The sequence below is a fragment of the Stenotrophomonas africana genome, from assembly GCF_013004645.1.
GTDB classification, from domain to species: Bacteria; Pseudomonadota; Gammaproteobacteria; order Xanthomonadales; family Xanthomonadaceae; genus Stenotrophomonas; species Stenotrophomonas africana.
Genome location: NZ_JABEME010000002.1, coordinates 48,364 through 66,480, shown reverse-complemented (window position 1 = coordinate 66,480; position 18,117 = coordinate 48,364). Strand labels below are relative to the sequence as shown.

The following is an 18,117-nucleotide window of genomic DNA, read 5'->3' as shown; positions in this document are numbered from 1 at the left end:
TCTTCCGGCGCCACGCCTGACGCGTGGCACTTTCTCCTGCCTGTGGTGCGCCCCGCACCGGACAGGCCCTGTCCCACTTCCTTCAAGGATGACCCATGCCTGCCGCTGTTTCCCTCCGCCCCCGCGCTGCGGGCTGGCGCTCCCTGCTGTTGCTCGCGCTGGCCTCGGCCAGCCTGCCGGCTGCCGCGCAATCGATGGCCTGCGGCACCTACAAGGACAGCGGCGGCAACACCACGCTGACCCTGGAGAGCGAAGGACACGGCTTCCTGTCCGGCCCCTACCAGGCCACCGAGGAACTGCGCGTTGCCCGCCAGGAAGACGTGCTCGGTACCGGCAACCTGTCCACCGGCCAGCTGGAAAACTGGTACTTCTCGGACAACGACCGCACGATCAGCACGCCCTATCGCGAGTTCACCCGTGAGCACGCCGCCGCCTGCAAGACGATGCCGGAACTCATCGAGGGCGGTTGCGTGATGAACACCTCCGACTGCCTGGAAGCGCTGCCGGAGGCCGCTCCCCAGAAGCTTCATGCATGGTGCGTTGAAGGCGTGGGCGCAGCCTGCATGCGTCTGCTGGAGACCTACCAGCAGCAGGCCAAGGACGCCGCGCCCAAAACGGAGGAACCGCCGATTCCCGAGATCTGCAGGAAGGAGCTGCCGTCGTTCGACGCCGAGGGTTGCATGACGGCAGCCAAGGAGATTGCCTCGGAAATGATGGGCAAGGCCCTGCTCGGCCTGCAGCATTCCGTGGATGCGCCCCTGCCGCCCGCGCAGCTTGATGAACTGATCGACCTTTGCCGCGTGCAGCAGGGCGAAACGTTCTGCGCCGACACCGCTGAAACCTTGTGGAGCAGTGGCCGCCTGCAGCAGGCCCGCGATGCGCTGCAGCGATCCTGTGCCCAGCGCGCCGATGCCCCGGCCTGCGGTCCGGCCAAGGACCTTGCCGTTCTCGCCAGCGCCTCCACCTCCGCGCTCACGCCGGTGCCGGCCACCGCACTGCCCTGTGGCAGCTTTGAAGCCGAGCGCAGCGTGTTGTCGCAGCTGCGCTTCCTCGAGGGGGGTGTGGTTGAGGCCGGTGGCCGCGAACAGCCACTGCGGGCGAGCCTGCGCGACGGCCGCATCCTCATCCATCGCGATATCGGCAGCGACTTCGTGCTGCAGCTGCTGCAGAACGGCAACCTGGTCGGCATCGACAGCGGCAACCGTTTCGCCTACTACGAGCGCAAACCGGCGGCCGGCACTACCCGCTGCACACCATGAATGATGCCGTGCAGCGCCGAGCCCATGCTCGGCGCTACACGATCAGGTGCTCTTCCGCGGAATGATGGTGATGTGTCCGGTCGTCTCCAGCAGGGCGATCTGCACGTCTTCGATCTGCAGCCCGCCCTGCTGGCGCAGCGCGGCGTCGAAATCAGCGCGACTGATCAGTTCGCGGCGGAGAACACCCTCCAAAAGCCGGCCATCGCGCGCGATCACGGTGGGTTCTCCTTCGATCATCCGCTCCATACGGCGATTCCGGGTGGTCAGCCAGCCCACCCCGTAATTGAGCAGGATGAGGGTGGCGGCCAGCAACAGGCCTCCACCCAGCGAAGTGTCCGTGCCCAGCAGCGCGTTCTGCACCGCATTGCCCAGCAGCACGATCAACAGCACGTCGAACGGCGTGATCTGGCCCAGCGCGCGTTTTCCGCCGAGGCGGACCATGCCCAGCACCACGACATAGACCACCACCGCGCGCAGGATGAATTCCCACCAGGGCATTGCCAGTGCGAACAGGTCGGGCATGGTCTTCCCCTGTGGAACGGTCGCCCAGCCTAGCATCTGGGGTCCGAAGTGCCGGCGGCGCAAATAAAAAGCCCCGCTGACCAGGGGGAGGTCAACGGGGCCGGGGAACGGGCACTTGGGGAGGAGTCCCCGTTCCGAGATCTGCTCCAGGGGATGGGAGAGATCCACAACAGGCATTGCGCCTGTCGAGAGTTATAGAAGCACTCCGAACACTAACGGTTCGTGAAGGGGCCCAATTTAATGAACATCGACCGGGGAAACATTCATGATCGAGTCAGAAACCTCTGACGAATGAACGAATTCACGTCGTTTTCCGCCTGAAACACCTTCAGTGCGCTTCGTCCCAGTTGTTGCCGATGCCGGTATCGACCACCAGCGGCACCCGCAACTTGGCCGCTTGCGACATGCGCTCCACCACCTGCAAACGCAAGTCTTCGACGAAACTGCTTTCGGTTTCGAACACCAGTTCATCGTGCACCTGCAGGATCATCCGTGCCGGTGCGCCGCTGTCACGCAGCCACTGGTCCACGTCCACCATCGCGCGTTTGATGATGTCGGCGGCGGTGCCCTGCATCGGCGCGTTGATCGCCGCGCGTTCGGCACCGGCGCGCAGGCCCTGGTTACGTGCATGAATGTCGTTCAGGTACAGGCGACGACCAAACAGGGTTTCCACATAGCCCTGGTCGCGGGCCTGCTGGCGCATCCGCTCCATGAAGTCGCGCACGCCCGGGTAGCGGCTGAAGTACAGCGCCACATAGTCCTGCGCCTGGCCACGGTCGATGCCCAGGTTGCGGGCCAGGCCGAAGGCGCTCATGCCGTACATCAGCCCGAAGTTGATCGCCTTGGCGGCGCGGCGCTCGTTCGGCGTCACGTCCTCCAGCGTACGCCCGAACACCTCGGCGGCGGTGGCACGGTGCACGTCGGCACCCTGCTCGAAGGCGCGCACCAGGCCCGGGTCTTCGGACAGGTGGGCCATGATCCGCAGCTCGATCTGCGAGTAATCGGCCGCCAGCAGCTGGAAGCCTTCCGGCGCCACGAACGCGCGGCGGATGCGGCGGCCGTCCTCGGTGCGGATCGGGATGTTCTGCAGGTTCGGGTCCGACGAGGACAGGCGGCCGGTGGCGGCACCGGACTGGTGGTAGCTGGTGTGCACCCGGCCGGTGTCCGGGTTGACCATCTCCGGCAGCTTGTCGGTGTAGGTGCTGCGCAGCTTGGCCAGGCCGCGGTAGTCGAGGATCACCCGCGGCAGCTCATGCTGGTCGGCAATGGCCTCCAGCGCCTCTTCATTGGTACTCGGCTGGCCCTTCGGGGTCTTCACCACCGCCGGCAGCTTCAGCTCGTCGAACAGTACCGCCTGCAACTGCTTGGGCGAATCCAGGTTGAAGCTGCGTCCGGCCAGTTCGGTGGCCTTCTGCTGCGCCGCCAACATGCGTGAGGACAGGTCCTGGCTCTGCCGGCGCAGTTCGTCGGTGTCGATCCGCACGCCGTTGGCTTCGATGCTGGTCAGCACCGGCACCAGCGGCATTTCGATGTCGCGGTACACGCTGTCCAACGCCCGTTCGGCCAACAGTTGCGGCTGCAGCGCACGGTGCAGGCGCAGCGTGATGTCGGCGTCCTCGGCCGCATAGCGGCTGGCTTCATCGATGCCCACCTGCGAGAACGGAATCTGCTTGGCACCCTTGCCGGCCACGTCCTCGAACTTGATGGTGCTGTAGCCCAGGTAACGCAGCGCCAGCGAATCCATGTCGTGGCGGGTGGCAGTGGAGTTGAGCACGAAGCTCTCGAGCATGGTGTCGTCGTGGTAACCCTGCACCTCCACGCCGTGACGGCGCAGCACATGCAGGTCGTACTTGCCGTGCTGGCCCAGTTTCTTCTTCGCCGGGTCCTGCAGCACCGGGCGCAGTGCATCCAGCACCTGCTGCATCGGCAGCTGGGCTGGCGCACCCGGGTAATCATGGCCAACCGGAATGTAGGCGGCCTTGCCCGGCTCGACCGCCAGGCTGATACCCACCAGGCGCGCACGCATCGCGTCCAGCGCATCGGTTTCGGTATCGAAGCTGATCAGGTCGGCCTGCTGCAGGCGCTCGACCCAGGCCTGCAGCTGCTCGGCGGTCAGCACGGTCTCGTATTCACCCGGCGCCGCCAGCGCCGGATCCAGCGTACCCGCGGCCGGTGCCTCGGCGCTGCCGCGGGCAAAGCCGGCGGCGGTGCCGCGCAGGCTTGGGGTGGCCTCACTGGCAGCGGCGGGCGCCGGCAGCGGTGCCCCCAGCTCCTTCAGCGCCTGGGTGAAGCCGTAGCGCGCATACAGCTCGGTCAGCTCCGGAACGTCCTGCTCGCGCAGGGCCAGCGTGGTCGGGCTGGCCTCCAGCGCGACGTCGGTGCGGATGGTCACCAGCTCACGGTTCAGCGGCAGGCGCTCCAGCGCGGCGCGCAGGTTTTCGCCGATCTTGCCCTTCATGGTCGGCGCGGCCGCCATCACGCCGTCCAGGTGCTGGTACTCGGCCAGCCACTTGGCGGCGGTCTTCGGCCCGCATTTCTCCACGCCCGGCACGTTGTCGACCGCGTCGCCCATCAGCGCCAGCAGGTCGATGATCTGGTCGGCGCGGACGCCGAACTTCTCCATCACCGCCGCATCCGAATCCATGCGGCTGCCGGTCATGGTGTTGACCAGCTCGATGCCCGGGCGCACCAGCTGGGCGAAGTCCTTGTCGCCGGTGGAAATGGTCACCTTCAGGTCCTGCGCCACGCCCTGCAGGGCCAGCGTGCCGATCACATCGTCGGCTTCCACGCCGGGAATGCGCAGGATGCTGATGCCCAGCGCCTCGACGATGCGGCACATCGGCTCGACCTGGCTGCGCAGCTCATCGGGCATCGGTGGGCGGTTGGCCTTGTACTGGTCGTACAGGTCATCGCGGAAGGTCTTGCCCGGCGCATCGACCACGAACGCCACGTAAGCCGGGCGTTCCTTCAGTGTCGAGCGCAGCATGTTGACCACGCCGAACAGCGCGCCGGTGGGTTCGCCCTGTGCATTGGACAGGGGCGGCAGCGCGTGGAACGCGCGGTACAGGTAACTGGACCCGTCGATCAGGACTAATCTGCTCATGGGTCGATTCTACGCGCCCGTGCCTGCATCGCGGCGACACGGTCCCCACGCCGCGATGGGGCATAATCGAAGCTCATTCCAGGCAAAGGAACCCCACCCATGAAGACTCTGATGCTGGCCTCTCTGCTCCTGCTGGCCGGCTGCGCCAGCATGGGTGGCGCCGGGGCTCCCCCGGTCGACGTCAAGGGCGCCGATGTCTCCAAGCGGACCATGGACAACGGTGACACCATCGAGGAGTACCGCGTGTCCGGGCAGCTGCGCATGGTCAAGGTGACCCCGTCGCGCGGCGCGCCGTACTACATGTACGACAAGAACGGCGATGGTCGTTTCGACAACGACAAGGACGGCGTGTCGCCGGTGTACTGGAAGCTGTACAGCTGGTGATGTGACCGGGGTCGGATCCGTGCGATCCAGTAGATCCTCGCCATGCGTGGATATGACGGCCCTCGGCCCCACAAAAAACAACGCCGGCGCGCATCCTGCGGCCGGCGTCGGGTCCCCTCCCCGGGAACGCTTGAGTCAGCGGATGACCAGCACCGGCAGCGTGCTGCGTGCCAGCACCTCGGCAGTCTGGCTGCCCAGCAGCACGCGGGTCACGCCACGGCGGCCGTGCGAGGTCATCACAATCAGGTCACTGTTGCGCTCGCCCGCCGTCTCGATGATGCCGTCGGCCGCATAGCGGTCGAGCACATGCACCGGATTGGCGGTAATGCCCTGCTCGGCGGCCTTGGCCAGCGCCGGCTGCAGCACCTTCTGCGCGCCTTCCTCGCGGTCGGCCTTGTACTCGGGGCTGTTCATGTAGCCCACGCTCCAGCCCATTGCGTCGTACATGCCGACGGCCCACGGCTCGGAAACGGTCACGATATCAACCTCGGCATTGAGGTCCTTGGCCAGCTCCAGGCCCTTGGCCAGGCCCTTGTCGGCCAGCTCGGAACCGTCGGTGGCAATCAGGATGCGCTTGTACATGGTGGGGCTCCGTGGCGGTCTGCCAGATGGGAACGACACCATTGCACACCGGATGTGGAGGCCGCGCCTTGAGCAGGATCAATCCGGCGCCGCGCAGCGGCGTGTGCGCATCGTCCGCTTGCCCGCCCCCTTACCGCAGCGCATGCTGGACCAGCGGCACCGCGCTGCCCCGGGAGAACGCACATGCAGGACAGCAAGCCAACACCACGAAGCCCCCTCAGGATCATCCTGTGGAGCCTCGCCGCCACCTTCGTCCTGCTCTGCGGCGGCTATCATCTGGGCAAGGATCTTGCCCAGCGCGACAACGCCCGGCAGTCAGCCGGCCGATAACCTGCTGCCGTAGAGTCGAGCTTGCTCGACTGCTTCTGCTCATAAAAAGGCAGTCGAGCAAGCTCGACTCTACAGCGCCCCCACCTTCAGGCGATCTGCACCACGCGTGCGTTCTGGCACAGCGGGTAGCTGGCCACGAATCCGGCGATCGCATCGCGCATCGCCTCGAACGATTCGCCATACATGTACAGCGCGGTCTCGGTCGGGCCCTGCCACCAGCTGCAGATCTCGCCCAGGCCGTCGATGTTCTCCGACAGCTGTTCGAACACATGGTTGGAATCGCACTGTTCGTAGACTTCGTCCGGCAGATTCAGGCCATCCAGGTAGATGCCCAGGCCTTCGGTCACGCCGAAGCTGCGGTCGGCTTCACCCGCGCCCTGCAGCTGCGAACCCTTCGGAGCACCCAGCTGTTCCAGCAGGTCGATCAGCTTCGGCACGCCGGCCGCATCGACCAGGGCAACTTCGATATCACCGTATTCGACCTCGCCGAGATCGGACATCGCGGTGCCGCCACCAGTCAGCTCGCCCACCTGGGCCGCCTGCAGCAGCGCGTCGAGCGGATCCTCGAACAGTTCGTGGCGATGCTCCGGCTGCAGCCGGGCGTTCAACTTCACGGTGACGTGCAGCGTGGGTTCGGTCATGGGGGCGGTCCTGGAAGAAGTGCCGCCTATTGTAGAGCCGAGCCATGTTCGGCTGGCTTTCCCGCCTCTGACGGTGATCAGATCACCGTCAGGTTGGCGTACGCCATCACCAGCCACTTGCTGCCGGCATCGGCAAACTCGACCTGCACGCGGGCGTGGGCGCCGCTGCCTTCGTAGTCGGTCACCATGCCCTCGCCGAACTTGGGATGGGTGACCAGCGCGCCGAGCTTGACCGGCGGCGCCTCGATCGAGGCATGGCCCATCACCCGGCTGGCACCCATCGAGGCCGGCCGCGAGACCTGTACCTTCGGGCGCACTTCGTGCAGCAGCTCGCGCGGAATCTCGCGCAGGAAGCGCGACGGCAGGCTGTAGTTGTCCTGCCCATGGATGCGGCGCGATTCGGCGTAGCTCAGCACCAGCTTCTGGCGCGCGCGGGTGATGCCGACGTAGGCCAGGCGGCGCTCTTCTTCCAGCCGCCCGCTTTCTTCCAGCGAACGTGCGCTGGGGAACAGGCCGTCTTCCATGCCCGCCAGGAACACCAGCGGGAATTCCAGGCCCTTGGCCGAGTGCAGGGTCATCAGCTGCACGCCGTCCTCGCCGGCCTGCGCCTGGCCCTCACCGGCCTCCAGCGCGGCATAGGCCAGGAACGCGACCAGCTCGTCCATGTCCTCGCCCACTTCCTCGATGTCGTCGGCGCGGCGCACGAAGCGCGAGGCGACCGAGACCAGTTCATCGAGGTTGTCGGTGCGCGATTCCGAATCCAGCGCGTTGCGGCTTTCCTTGCTCCAGTGCTCGCGCAGCTGCGAGCGGGCCAGCACGTGGTCCACGCGCTCGGCCAGGGTCATGTGCACGGTCTGCGCCTGCAGCTCGTTGACCAGCCCCAGGAAGCCGGCCAGTGCATTGCGCGCGCGTGCGGCCAGCGCACTGCCCTGGGTGACCAGCATCGTTGCTTCCCACAACGAGATGCCCTGCGCGCGTGCCTCGCGGCGCACTTCGTCCAGCGTGCGGTCGCCGATGCCCCGGGTGGGGGTGTTGACCGCGCGCTCGAAGGCGGCGTCATCGTTGCGGTTGGACAGCAGGCGCAGGTAAGCCAGCGCGTCCTTGATTTCGGCACGCTCGAAGAAGCGCATGCCACCATACACGCGGTACGGCACCTGTTCGCTCAGCAGCGCTTCTTCCAGCGCGCGCGACTGCGCGTTGCTGCGGTAGAGCACGGCCACTTCAGTGTAGCTGCCACCGTCGCGCACCCACTGACGGGCGCGCTCGACGATGTAGCGTGCCTCGTCCATCTCGTTGTACGCGGCATACAGATCGATCGGCTCGCCGTCGCCGCTGTCGGTCCACAGCTGCTTGCCGATGCGATCCGGATTGTGCGCGATCACCGCATTGGCGGCGCCGAGGATGTTGGCGGTGGAGCGGTAGTTCTGTTCCAGGCGGATGGTCTGCGCACCGGGGAAGTCACGCAGGAAGCCCTGCACGTTCTCGACCTTGGCACCGCGCCAGCCGTAGATGGCCTGGTCATCGTCGCCGACCACGAACACGTGGCCGGAATCACCGGCCAGCACGCGCACGAAGGCGTACTGGATGGCATTGGTGTCCTGGAACTCGTCCACCAGAATCTCGCGGAAGCGGGCGCGGTAGTGCGACAGCAGCGCCGGGTTGTCGCGCAGCAGTTCATGCGCGCGCAGCAGCAGCTCGGCGAAGTCGACCAGGCCGGCGCGGTCGCAGCGCGCCTGGTATTCGATGTAAGCCTGGCGCATGGTTTCCAGCCACGCGTCGTGCGGCTCGGGCTGGATGTGCTGCGGGCGGCGGCCCTCGTCCTTCTGCGCGTTGATCCACCACGCGATCTGCTTGGGCGGGTACTTGCCGTCGTCCAGCTCCAGCGCCTGCACCACGCGCTTGACCAGCCGCAGCTGGTCGTCCGAGTCCATCACCTGGAAGCCTTCGGGCAGCTTCGCGTCCTGCCAGTGCAGGCGCAGCAGGCGGTTGGCCAGGCCGTGGAAGGTACCGATCCACATGCCACGGCTGCCGTTAGGTAGCTGTGCGTCGATGCGGTGGCGCATTTCGCCGGCCGCCTTGTTGGTGAAGGTCACCGCGAAAATGCCGTGGGTCGGCACGCCGTCGACTTCATGCAGCCAGGCGATGCGGTGGGTAAGTACGCGGGTCTTGCCGGAACCGGCACCGGCCAGCACCAGGTGGTGGCCGGGGGGAGCGGAGACGGCTTCGCGCTGGGCCGGGTTCAGGCCATCAAGCAGGTGGGAGACATCCATGCCCCCATTTTACGGCATCGCCGTCGCGGCTCCTGCGACCACCTGGGTGGCCAGTGCCTGCGCCTGCTGACGCAGTTCAGGCACCGCCAGGCTTTCCCACAGGCTGCCGATGCGCAGGCTGCCGAGCACGCCCAGCCGTGCCTGCGGCTGGCCCCCGGCAGCACACAGGCGGTCGCCCGGCACCGTGCTGTCCAGGCCCAACCCATGCGGGCCGGGGCGGGCCAGCCCATCGGCCTGCAGCTGCTGCAGCAGCGGATTGCGCAACGCGCTGGCGCGGGTTTCCACGCCAGTGGCGTTGATCACCCCGCCAATCGTCCACCGCTGTTCATTGCCGGTGGCATCGCGGCCAGACAGCCGCAGGGCGTCGCCTTCGCGGCCGATGCGTTGCAGGCGGGACCGGTGAATACGCAGTTGGCCGCTTTCGATCAGCGCCTGCAGCTGTGCGTCGGCCTCTTCGGCGATGCGGTGGCGATGCACATCCCAGTAGCGCACCACATGGCGCAGGAAGCGGCGCTGGTCGGCCGCGTCGAGGCTGCACCACAGCGCCTGCCCGTGCGGACGGATACGGTCCATCACGCCCTGCCACGGCAGGCCGTCGGCCTGCGCCTGACGAGCGAACCGGCGCAATGCGCGCAGGCGCTGGCGCAGGTTCATCGGCAGCAGCGTGGCCGGGTCGAACGTGGGCAGGCCGCCATGCGCATGCGGCAACGGCAGCAGGCCATGGCGCGAGATCACATGCAGCAGGCCGGTGTGACCAGCGGCAACCAGGGCCAGCACGGTATCGGCCATGCTCAGGCCGGAGCCGACAATGGCCACAGCCTGCTCGCCGGCCAGGGTGCGTACGCCGTCGTAGTCCCAGGCCTCGATCACGTCATCGGCGGGCAGTGCCTCGGCACCGGCCACCGGCAGCGGCCGCATGCTGTTCCCGGTGGCGAGCACCGCCTGCGCGGCGTGCAGCGTGCTGCCATCGCCGAATGTCAGCTGGTAGCCGTGGTCATCCGGCTGCAGGCCCAGCACCGGCTGCGCGATCACCTGCAGCTGCGCCGGGCTGGCCGCAGCGGCCTCCTGCAGGCGCTGCTGCAGGTAGGCCGCAAAGTAGTGGCGGCATACATAGCGCTCGCCCAGCACCTCGCGCGCCTCGCCCGGGTAGGCGTTGGCGGCCATCAGGTAGTCGAGGAAATCGCCGGGCTGATCGGCAAACGCACTCATCTTCGCCGCCGGCACGTTCAGCAGGTGCTCCGGCCACGGCGTGGCGTAGGCGATGCCCTGGGCCAGCTGCGAGGCGGGTTCGAAGATGGCCAGCGCCAACGGCGCCTTGGCCTGGCGCAATACCTGGATCGCTACCAGCACCCCGGCCGCACCACCACCGATGATTGCCAGGTCCAGTTCGCCATTACGCGGTGAATCAGTCATGTGCCGATTGTAGGCCATCGGCGATGATGGGAATGACGGGGGTAGAGTCGACTGTTAGTCGACTGCTCTTGCAGAAAATCCCGCGCTGCGCGCGATAGTCGACTAACAGTCGACTCTACCCCTCCGGTTGCACCCATCCCGCCGGTTGTGCGCGCCACTCACATCAACGCATCGGCCAGCCGTGCGATGCCCTCGCGGCTGCGCCGCCACGTGGGGCGGCTGCGCCATTGCTGCAGATCCAGCTGCCGCGCTTCACGCAGGTAGCCATCCTCGATCGCACACAGCTGTTGCACCAGCGCGCGGTCGTAGCAGATCAGGCCGATCTCGGCATTCAGCGCGAACGAGCGGATGTCCATGTTGATCGAGCCGAGCACGGCGATGTCCTCGTCCACGCTCATGTGCTTGGCGTGCAGGAACTGCGGTTCGTACAGGGCGATGCGCACGCCACAGCGCAGCAGCTCGTCGTAGTACGCCTCCTGCGCCCATGAGGTCAGCCGCTGGTTGTTGCTGGCCGACAGGATCAGCTGCACCTGCACGCCGGACAATGCGGCGATACGCAGCGCACTCAGTGTGGCTTCGTCCGGCACGAAGTACGGGGTGACCATCACCAGCCGGCGTCGCGCCAGATGAATCAACGCCGCAACCGCATCACGCGCGTTGCTGTACGGGTAGGCCGGGCCGCTGGGCAGCAGCTGGGTGGCGATGTCGTCGCTGCACTCGGGCACATCGGCGATGACGTCCAGCCGCTGGCCGGTTTCCATGTACCAGTCGCTGGCGAACACCGCCTCCAGATGCGCCACCGCCGGGCCGCGCACGCGCGCCACCAGTTCGCGGTTCGGGTGGCCGGGCACGAACTGCGGACCCGCCAGGTTCTGTGAACCGACATAGGCCACTTCATTATCGATCACCGCAATCTTGCGGTGGTTGCGCAGGTCCATGCGGCCGCTGCGGCGCCAACGCAGGCCGCCGGGCAGCATCGCGCGTACTTCAACGTCACGTGATCGTAGTCGCTTGCTGTACGCGCGCAGTCCCCGTTTGGCGCCCACCGCGTCAAGCAGCACGCGGCACTGCACGCCACGTGCGGCGGCACGCTGCAGTGCTTCGACAATGGCCTCGCCGACCGCGTCATCGAACATCAGGTAGTACAGCAGGTGCACACGGTCTTCGGCCTGATCGATGTCGGCAATCAGCGTGTGCAGCGATTCGTCGTAGTCGGTCAGCAGGTCGACCGCGTTGCCGTGCACCGGCATGAAATCGCCCTGGCGCTGCACCAGCGGCACGATCTCAGCGCTGGCGGTGTCCGGCTGCGGGGTCCAGCGCAGGCGATGCTGCAGCGCCTGTTCCTCGCGGATGACCTGGGAGGCCTCGGCCTGGCGGCGGATGCGCTCGCGCGACAGCCATGGGTGGCCGAACAGCAGGTACAGCGGCAGGCCCAGCAGCGGCACGAAGCCGACCAGCAGCAGCCAGCTGCGCGCCGCACCCGGCGTGGTGCGGGTAGGAATCCAGCACAGCGCGACCAGCCGGATGAGCCAGTCGATCAGCAGCAGGTACGAACCCAGCAACCACTCGAACAGCATCGCGTCGTCCGTCGGGAGGTGATGGGCCATTCTGCCCAGCAGGGTGTGTAGAGTCGAGCCGCGCTCGACTGCGTTGAACCAGCGTGTCGACCAAGGTCGACACCTACCGGGGGCGGGACAAGTGTGCCAACCAAGGTTGGCACCTACCGGGTGTGGAGGGAGTGTGCCGACCAACGGTCGGCACCCACAGGCACCCACAGGCCCCACCGTCGGGCATGAAAAAACCCGCCACAAGGGCGGGTTTCTTCGGAAGCGACCAGCAATCCTTGCGGATTACTTGATCTTGCCTTCCTTGTACGGGACGTGCTTGCGCACGACCGGATCGTACTTGGAGAATTCCATCTTCCCCGGGGTGTTCTTCTTGTTCTTGTCGGTCGTGTAGAAGTGACCGGTACCAGCGGTCGAAATCATACGGACCTTATCGCGCTTGCCTGCCATGATCGTCTACTCCTCAGACCTTTTCGCCGCGCGCACGCAGCTCAGCCAGAACGGAATCGATACCGTTCTTGTCGATGGTGCGCAGTGCATGCGCGGAAACACGAAGCTTCACCCAGCGGTTTTCGCTGGCAACCCAGAAGCGGCGCTCGTGCAGATTCGGCAGGAAACGACGACGGGTCTTGTTGTTGGCGTGCGAGACGTTGTTACCCGTCTGCACTCGCTTGCCGGAAACCTGGCATACGCGGGACATTGCGCACCTCGATAGTAAGTTGTGTCAGCCCGTAGCCCGGGAGACGGCGGCCTCGATGGTTGCCCACCACACGTCAAGAGAATCAAAGGGTTACGCTGGCGTTGGGCGGCCGGGGACGTGCTCCCGGGGGCGCCGCCCGATAGAAAACCGGACACAGCGAGCCGCGCATTATGCACGGGTTCAAGCACTTGCGCAAGTTACCCACAGGCTGAGGCTGAATGCGACGGCCGCCTTCCTGTAGAGCCGAGCCCATGCTCGGCTGCTTCGGCCCGTAAGACCGAGCCGAGCATGGGCTCGGCTCTACAGCTACCAGGCCAGCTCAGCGCAGGTAGGGAATCACCTGAGCCAGCAGGTGCGCATCCTTCAACGCGCCATGCAGACCACGGTTGCCCGGGATGCGCAGGCGCTGCAGCACATCGTCCAGCTTGTTGCCCTGGCCGGGCCAGCGTCCCCGCGCCAGCTTCAGGCTGCAGGTGATGCGGCAATGCTGGGCCAGCGTGCCGGGGATGCCAGCCAGGCGCAGCTCGTTGTCCAGGAAGCCCACGTCGAAGGTGGCGTTGTGCGCGACCATCTCGCTGCCGCGCAGGAAGTCCAGCAGTTCGGCGGCCTTGCTGGAGAACAGCGGCTTGCCCAACAGCATCGCATCGCTGATGCCATGCACGCGCTGCGCGCCCCAATCGACCCTGCGCTGCGGCTGCAGGTAGGTGTGGAACTGGCGGCCGGTGAGCTGGCCATCGATCAGTTCGACGGCACCGATTTCGATGACCCGGTGCCCCAGGCGGTGGGAGATGCCGGTGGTTTCGGTATCCAGTGCGACGATGCGGCTCATCAGGGTGTGCGTTCTCCAGTACGTGCACGCCGATTTTCGCACGCGACCGATGCATTCACCCCAGCGCTTCCACCACCCAATCAATGAACACCCGCAACCGCTGGCTCATGTGCCGGTTCGGCGGAAACATCACGTGCATCGGCATTGGCGGCAGCTGCCAGTCCTGCAGCACCGGCAGCAGCTCGCCACGCGCCACATGCGGCCCGGACATATAGCTGGGCAGCGCCACCACGCCCAGCCCCGCAAGCGCAGCCGCCAGATAGGCGTTACCGTCGTCGAAACCGACCGTATAGCGGCCCTGCACCTCAACGCGCTCATCGCCGCGCTGGGCGCTGAACACCCGCGCCCGGCCACTACGAGGACTGAGGAAGCCGACCATGTGGTGATCGGGCCCTTCCAGCGCGCGTGGGTCTGTCGGCAGGCCGAAGCGCTGCGCATAGCCGGGGCTTGCGTGGAAACCGATCGGCAGCGCCGCCAGCGGCCGCGCCACCAGTGCCGGGTCGGCCGGGGTGCCACCACGGATCACGCAATCGACGTTGTCGGCGATGACATCGACCTCGCGGTCGCTGACGCCGATGTCCAGCTGGATCTCCGGGTAACGCGCCTGGAAATCCGGCAGCGCCGGTACCAGCTGCAACCGCGCGTAGGGTCCGGGCACATCCACGCGCAGCCGCCCGCGCGGCTGGGTAGCGGCGTCGCCCAGCCCGCCTTCCACCTCTTCCAGCTCGGCCAGCAGGCGGGCGATGCGCGGGTAGTAGGCCGCGCCATCGGCGGTGACGCTGACCCGGCGCGTGGTGCGGTTGAGCAGGCGCAGCCGCAGGTGCGCCTCAAGTTGCTGCACCAGCTGGGTGGCCGTAGTGCGGCTGATCTGAAGGGTCTGCGCGGCCCGGGTGAAGCTGCCGGTTTCCACCACGCGGGCAAAGGCCCGCATCGCCTCGAAACGGTCCATGGTGGGCCATGATTGTTTGGAATTGACAATCAATCTAGGCCGATCATCGCGGTTTATCCAGACAGCACTGGCGCGGAGGATGGCGTTCTCTCCCACGGGATCTTCCCCATGTCTCAGCGTGATGTCGTTTTTCCCGCCGGTCGCCAGGCCCTGTACGAGCGCAACCGCTACTCGCCGGCGATCCGTTCCAACGGCTTCCTGTTCGTCTCCGGCCAGGTCGGCAGCCGCGAGGACGGTTCACCCGAGCCGGACTTCGAAGCGCAGGTGCGCCGTGCCTTCGAGAATCTCAATGCGGTGCTGGCCGCTGCCGGCTGCACCTTCGATGACGTGGTCGACGTGACGGTGTTCCTGGTCGATCCGGAAACGAACTTCGAGAAGGCCTGGGCGATCGTGCCCGAGTACTGGGGCGAGGCGCCGCACCCGACCCTGACCGGTATCGGCGTGACCTGGCTGTATGGGTTCCAGTTCGAGATCAAGGTGATCGCGAAGCTGCCGTGACACGGGTAGTGCCGGCCGCTGGCCGGCAATGTGTCGGGGGTCGAAAAGCGTGTCGACCAAGGTCGACACCTACCAAGGCAGGAGGTCCGCACCAGGCAGGAGGTCGACACCTACCAAAGCAGGCGGCGCCGCCCACCTGAACGGGAGGTTCCGACGAATTCCCGAGGTGACCATTGATATTGTATCCGGCGAAAACCGCTTGCTAGCCTCCCTTCCATGCGCCGGATCACCCGCCAACTGCGTACGTACCTGATGATGCTGCTGATGGCGGCATTCGTGGTCGTTCCGGTGGCCGACGCACTGGTGTGTGCGGTGGAACCGCATGCCAGCAGCACCCATGTCGAGTCCCTTGCGGACGATGCAGGCGGTGACAGCGACAGCAAGCACACCGGTGCCTGCACGCATAACCACTGCCATCACTCCACGCTGAGCCTGCCAGCGAACGATTTCGCCGCCTTCGGTACGCCGCTGCCGGCGCGCTGGATGAATGCCGGCGACGTGGCGACCTATGCGGTCGCCCAGGATGAATTGACGCGTCCCCCCCCGGGCGTGAGTTGAGCGCGTCCCGCAATCGCGGGCTCCCGTTTCACTCACAACCGGAATCCCCCTATGTCGATCCTGACACCTCGGTCGCCGCGCGCGGCCGGGCTGGTCGTCGCCGTGTTGCTGGGCCTGGCCCCGGCGGCATCGGTGATGGCGCAAGCCGCCCCCTCCTACGACACCCTGCTTGAACGCCTGGACCAGCTGCCCGGTACCCGCGTGGGTACGGCACTGGCCGAGGCCGCCGACGCGCGCGCCGACCAGGCGCGTGCGTTGCCCAACCCTTCCCTTTCCTACTCCGCCGAAAACGCCTGGGGCACCGGCTCCTATGGCGGCATGGGCAAGGCCGATACCGTGCTCACCCTGTCCCAGCCGCTGGAGGTCTGGGGCCAGCGTGGCGCGCGTGTCCGTGCGGCCCGCGCCGAGGCACAGGCGGCCAACCTGCGTGGCGCGCAGAGTCGCAGCGATGTGGCCAGCCAGCTCGCGGTGGTCTACGCACAGGCGGAAAGTGCACTGCGCCGCTACACCCTGGCCGAAGAAGCGCTGACCCTCACCCGCGATGACGCCAACGCCGTCAACGCGATGGTCAAGCAGGGCCGCGAGCCGCAACTGCGCGCGGTGCAGGCGCAGAGCGAAGTGGCCAACGCCAGTGCTTCACTGGATGAGGCGCAGGCCTTCCGCGATGCCGCGCTGGCCCGCCTGGCCGGTGCCGCGCTGCTGGATGCGCCGGTGCAGTCGATCGACGACAGCCTGCTCGACCGCATGCCGCCGCTGCCGCGCGGCGCCACCGACGTGGCGCTGGCGGTGCGCATCGCCGAAGCCGAAGCCGATGCGGCGGGCAAGCTGGTCGACGTGGAGCGCAAGCGCGCCCTGCCCGACCTCAGCGTCACCGCCGCGCAGACCCGCTTCCGCGAAGGCGGCGAGCGTGCCTACAACCTCGGAGTCAGCCTCAGCATCCCGCTGTTCGACCGCAACCGCGGTGGCATCCGCGCCGCCAATGCCGACCAGCGCGCGGCCGAAGCACGCCTGGACCAGCAACGCCGCGACAGCGAGGCCGCACGCCTGTCCGCCGTTGCCGGACTGAAAGCCGCCAGCAGCCGTACCCGCGCCGCCGATGAAAGCGTGGTCGCCGCCGAAGAGGCGTACCGCCTGGCCCGCGTCGGCTTTGACGCCGGACGCATCTCGCAGCTGGAACTGCGCAGCACGCGCAGCGCCCTCATCGCCGCCCGCGGCACCGCCGTGGATGCGCGCCTGTCGCGCGTCGCCGCGGAAATCGATCTTGCCCGCCTTGAAGGGCGCGCACCTTTTGTGGAGGCCCCATGACTCTCTCCCGTACTTTCCCGCTGATCGGCGGCGTGCTGCTGACCGTCCTGCTGGCCGGCTGCGCTGGCAACGCGCAGACACCTGCCAATGAAGACCCCGCCGCGGCCAAGGCGGGCACCGACGATGGCCATGGCCACACGACCGACAGCAAGGAAGCCAAGGCGGAAGCCGCCAAGGCCCCTGCTGGCGCGGACGAAGGCGTGGTTGCACTGACCACGGAACAGATCAAGGCATCCGGTATCGAAGTGGTCGCGATCGGTCGCGGTGGCGGTGGTTCAACCCGGCTGTCCGGCAGGGTCGAGCCCACCGTGGGCGCCCGCGCTTCGGTGGCCTCCACGGTGACCGGCCGCGTCGAGCGCGTGCTGGTCGCGCCGGGCACGGCGGTGAAACAGAACCAGGCGCTGGCCATCGTGGTCAGTGGCGAGGCGGCGGTGTTCCGCGCCAATGCACTGGCCGCATCGGCCGAAGCCGAAGCCGCGCGCCTGGCCTATGGCCGCGACAAGGCCCTGGTCGACCAGGGCGTGGTCGCCCGCCAGGAAATGGAAGCCTCGCGCGCACGTTCGCTGGCGGCACAGGCCCAGGCCGCCGCCGCGCAGGCCCAGGCCGCCGCCAACGGGTCGCCGGACAGCAGCGGCCGTGTGCGCATCACCAGTCCGGTGGCCGGCATCGTCGGCAACGTGCAGGTCACCCCGGGTGGCGTAGTCGCCGCCGGCAGTGCAGTCGCCGACGTCGCCGACCCGTCGATGAACGAGCTGGTGTTCACCGCACCACCGGCGCTGGCCGCACAGGTCACGCCCGGCATGAAGCTGGAGGTGAGCGTGCCGGGTGGCAGCTTCACCGCCACCGTCACCGGTTCGGCCGCCGATGTCCGCCAGCAGGGCGGCGTCGCGGTGATCCGTGCCACGCCGGTGGATGCGTCGCTGCCACCGGCCGGCTCGCCGGTATCGGCCGTGGTCGTTACCGAGGGCCAGGATGGCTCGCTCAGCGTGCCGGCCGATGCGGTGCAGAACGTCGATGGCAGCAGCGCGGTGTTCGTCGCCGTTGAAGGCGGCTTCAAGGCGCAGCCGGTCCTGGCCGGGCGCCGCGCCGGTGACCGCATCGAGATCCTTGGTGGCTTGACCGGCAGCGAGCGCATCGTCGGTGCCAATGCCTTCCTGCTCAAGGCCGAACTGGCCAAGGGCGAAGCCGAGCACGGCCACTGAGGAGGCG

General features: G+C 67.2%; 18 protein-coding genes. 7 read left to right on the top strand and 11 right to left on the bottom strand.

The annotated features are described in order from the left end of the window. Positions 1-95: 95 nt before the first annotated feature. The gene (locus HLA98_RS04565; protein WP_057500895.1) at positions 96-1,259 is read left to right on the top strand and encodes a hypothetical protein; all 1,164 of its coding nucleotides are present in this window, start codon (positions 96-98) and stop codon (positions 1,257-1,259) included. A gap of 42 nt (positions 1,260-1,301) precedes the next feature. Here HLA98_RS04565 and HLA98_RS04560 read toward each other — a convergent pair whose 3' ends face one another. Continuing rightward, positions 1,302-1,781: a DUF421 domain-containing protein gene (locus HLA98_RS04560; RefSeq protein ID WP_049443778.1), complete on the bottom strand. Its 480-nt coding sequence runs from the start codon at positions 1,779-1,781 to the stop codon at positions 1,302-1,304. Between the two features lie 328 nt (positions 1,782-2,109). Beyond that, positions 2,110-4,884, bottom strand: a complete 2,775-nt coding sequence (polA, locus tag HLA98_RS04555) for a DNA polymerase I (protein ID WP_057500896.1) — start codon at positions 4,882-4,884, stop codon at positions 2,110-2,112. A gap of 99 nt (positions 4,885-4,983) precedes the next feature. Between polA and HLA98_RS04550 the strand changes: the two genes are divergently transcribed. Next, positions 4,984-5,268, top strand: a complete 285-nt coding sequence (locus tag HLA98_RS04550) for a DUF2782 domain-containing protein (RefSeq protein ID WP_057500897.1) — start codon at positions 4,984-4,986, stop codon at positions 5,266-5,268. A 135-nt stretch (positions 5,269-5,403) separates the two neighbouring features. Here HLA98_RS04550 and HLA98_RS04545 read toward each other — a convergent pair whose 3' ends face one another. After that, entirely contained in the window at positions 5,404-5,850 is a 447-nt protein-coding gene (locus HLA98_RS04545) for a universal stress protein (RefSeq protein ID WP_005411629.1), read from the bottom strand. A 183-nt stretch (positions 5,851-6,033) separates the two neighbouring features. On the opposite strand from HLA98_RS04545, the gene HLA98_RS04540 reads away from it, so the two are divergent. Continuing rightward, complete coding sequence (locus tag HLA98_RS04540) at positions 6,034-6,180, top strand: hypothetical protein (protein WP_165284680.1); 147 nt, start codon at positions 6,034-6,036, stop codon at positions 6,178-6,180. Positions 6,181-6,266: 86 nt separating this feature from the next. On the opposite strand, the gene HLA98_RS04535 is transcribed toward HLA98_RS04540, so the two are convergent. From HLA98_RS04535 to HLA98_RS04500, 8 genes are all read right to left on the bottom strand, one after another. Beyond that, the gene (locus HLA98_RS04535) at positions 6,267-6,821 is read right to left on the bottom strand and encodes a hypothetical protein (protein WP_057500898.1); all 555 of its coding nucleotides are present in this window, start codon (positions 6,819-6,821) and stop codon (positions 6,267-6,269) included. Between the two features lie 77 nt (positions 6,822-6,898). Then, positions 6,899-9,091, bottom strand: coding sequence for a DNA helicase II (gene uvrD, locus HLA98_RS04530; protein WP_057500900.1), 2,193 nt, complete (start codon positions 9,089-9,091; stop codon positions 6,899-6,901). A gap of 9 nt (positions 9,092-9,100) precedes the next feature. Further along, entirely contained in the window at positions 9,101-10,522 is a 1,422-nt protein-coding gene (locus HLA98_RS04525; protein WP_057500901.1) for an FAD/NAD(P)-binding protein, read from the bottom strand. Between the two features lie 140 nt (positions 10,523-10,662). Continuing rightward, the gene (cls, locus tag HLA98_RS04520; protein WP_057500902.1) at positions 10,663-12,081 is read right to left on the bottom strand and encodes a cardiolipin synthase; all 1,419 of its coding nucleotides are present in this window, start codon (positions 12,079-12,081) and stop codon (positions 10,663-10,665) included. Between the two features lie 273 nt (positions 12,082-12,354). Continuing rightward, entirely contained in the window at positions 12,355-12,522 is a 168-nt protein-coding gene (gene rpmG, locus HLA98_RS04515) for a 50S ribosomal protein L33 (protein ID WP_170272460.1), read from the bottom strand. Positions 12,523-12,532: 10 nt separating this feature from the next. Then, positions 12,533-12,769, bottom strand: coding sequence for a 50S ribosomal protein L28 (gene rpmB, locus HLA98_RS04510; protein WP_005411638.1), 237 nt, complete (start codon positions 12,767-12,769; stop codon positions 12,533-12,535). Positions 12,770-13,088: 319 nt separating this feature from the next. Continuing rightward, positions 13,089-13,598, bottom strand: a complete 510-nt coding sequence (dnaQ, locus tag HLA98_RS04505) for a DNA polymerase III subunit epsilon (RefSeq protein ID WP_057500903.1) — start codon at positions 13,596-13,598, stop codon at positions 13,089-13,091. 55 nt (positions 13,599-13,653) lie between these two features. After that, positions 13,654-14,547 carry a LysR family transcriptional regulator gene (locus HLA98_RS04500; protein ID WP_057500904.1) on the bottom strand — a complete coding sequence of 298 codons (894 nt, stop codon included), beginning with the start codon at positions 14,545-14,547 and terminating at the stop codon, positions 13,654-13,656. A 108-nt stretch (positions 14,548-14,655) separates the two neighbouring features. Here HLA98_RS04500 and HLA98_RS04495 point away from each other — a divergent pair, with 108 nt between their 5' ends. From HLA98_RS04495 to HLA98_RS04480, 4 genes are all read left to right on the top strand, one after another. After that, entirely contained in the window at positions 14,656-15,045 is a 390-nt protein-coding gene (locus HLA98_RS04495; protein ID WP_057500905.1) for a RidA family protein, read from the top strand. Positions 15,046-15,261: 216 nt separating this feature from the next. Beyond that, a complete protein-coding gene (locus HLA98_RS04490; RefSeq protein WP_057500906.1) occupies positions 15,262-15,603 on the top strand; it encodes a hypothetical protein in 342 nt (113 codons plus the stop codon). Positions 15,604-15,654: 51 nt separating this feature from the next. After that, positions 15,655-16,908 carry a TolC family protein gene (locus HLA98_RS04485; RefSeq protein ID WP_057500907.1) on the top strand — a complete coding sequence of 418 codons (1,254 nt, stop codon included), beginning with the start codon at positions 15,655-15,657 and terminating at the stop codon, positions 16,906-16,908. Continuing rightward, positions 16,905-18,110: an efflux RND transporter periplasmic adaptor subunit gene (locus HLA98_RS04480; RefSeq protein WP_057500908.1), complete on the top strand. Its 1,206-nt coding sequence runs from the start codon at positions 16,905-16,907 to the stop codon at positions 18,108-18,110. Before HLA98_RS04485 ends, HLA98_RS04480 begins: the two co-directional genes overlap by 4 nt. Positions 18,111-18,117: the final 7 nt, after the last annotated feature.

Coding starts and splice junctions, on each gene's coding strand:
- HLA98_RS04565 (WP_057500895.1), top strand. CDS start 96: ATGCCTGCCGCTGTTTCCCTCCGCCCCCGCGCTGCGGGCTGGCGCTCC.
- HLA98_RS04560 (WP_049443778.1), bottom strand. CDS start 1,781: ATGCCCGACCTGTTCGCACTGGCAATGCCCTGGTGGGAATTCATCCTG.
- polA (WP_057500896.1), bottom strand. CDS start 4,884: ATGAGCAGATTAGTCCTGATCGACGGGTCCAGTTACCTGTACCGCGCG.
- HLA98_RS04550 (WP_057500897.1), top strand. CDS start 4,984: ATGAAGACTCTGATGCTGGCCTCTCTGCTCCTGCTGGCCGGCTGCGCC.
- HLA98_RS04545 (WP_005411629.1), bottom strand. CDS start 5,850: ATGTACAAGCGCATCCTGATTGCCACCGACGGTTCCGAGCTGGCCGAC.
- HLA98_RS04540 (WP_165284680.1), top strand. CDS start 6,034: ATGCAGGACAGCAAGCCAACACCACGAAGCCCCCTCAGGATCATCCTG.
- HLA98_RS04535 (WP_057500898.1), bottom strand. CDS start 6,821: ATGACCGAACCCACGCTGCACGTCACCGTGAAGTTGAACGCCCGGCTG.
- uvrD (WP_057500900.1), bottom strand. CDS start 9,091: ATGGATGTCTCCCACCTGCTTGATGGCCTGAACCCGGCCCAGCGCGAA.
- HLA98_RS04525 (WP_057500901.1), bottom strand. CDS start 10,522: ATGGCCTACAATCGGCACATGACTGATTCACCGCGTAATGGCGAACTG.
- cls (WP_057500902.1), bottom strand. CDS start 12,081: ATGCTGTTCGAGTGGTTGCTGGGTTCGTACCTGCTGCTGATCGACTGG.
- rpmB (WP_005411638.1), bottom strand. CDS start 12,769: ATGTCCCGCGTATGCCAGGTTTCCGGCAAGCGAGTGCAGACGGGTAAC.
- dnaQ (WP_057500903.1), bottom strand. CDS start 13,598: ATGAGCCGCATCGTCGCACTGGATACCGAAACCACCGGCATCTCCCAC.
- HLA98_RS04500 (WP_057500904.1), bottom strand. CDS start 14,547: ATGGACCGTTTCGAGGCGATGCGGGCCTTTGCCCGCGTGGTGGAAACC.
- HLA98_RS04495 (WP_057500905.1), top strand. CDS start 14,656: ATGTCTCAGCGTGATGTCGTTTTTCCCGCCGGTCGCCAGGCCCTGTAC.
- HLA98_RS04490 (WP_057500906.1), top strand. CDS start 15,262: ATGCGCCGGATCACCCGCCAACTGCGTACGTACCTGATGATGCTGCTG.
- HLA98_RS04485 (WP_057500907.1), top strand. CDS start 15,655: ATGTCGATCCTGACACCTCGGTCGCCGCGCGCGGCCGGGCTGGTCGTC.
- HLA98_RS04480 (WP_057500908.1), top strand. CDS start 16,905: ATGACTCTCTCCCGTACTTTCCCGCTGATCGGCGGCGTGCTGCTGACC.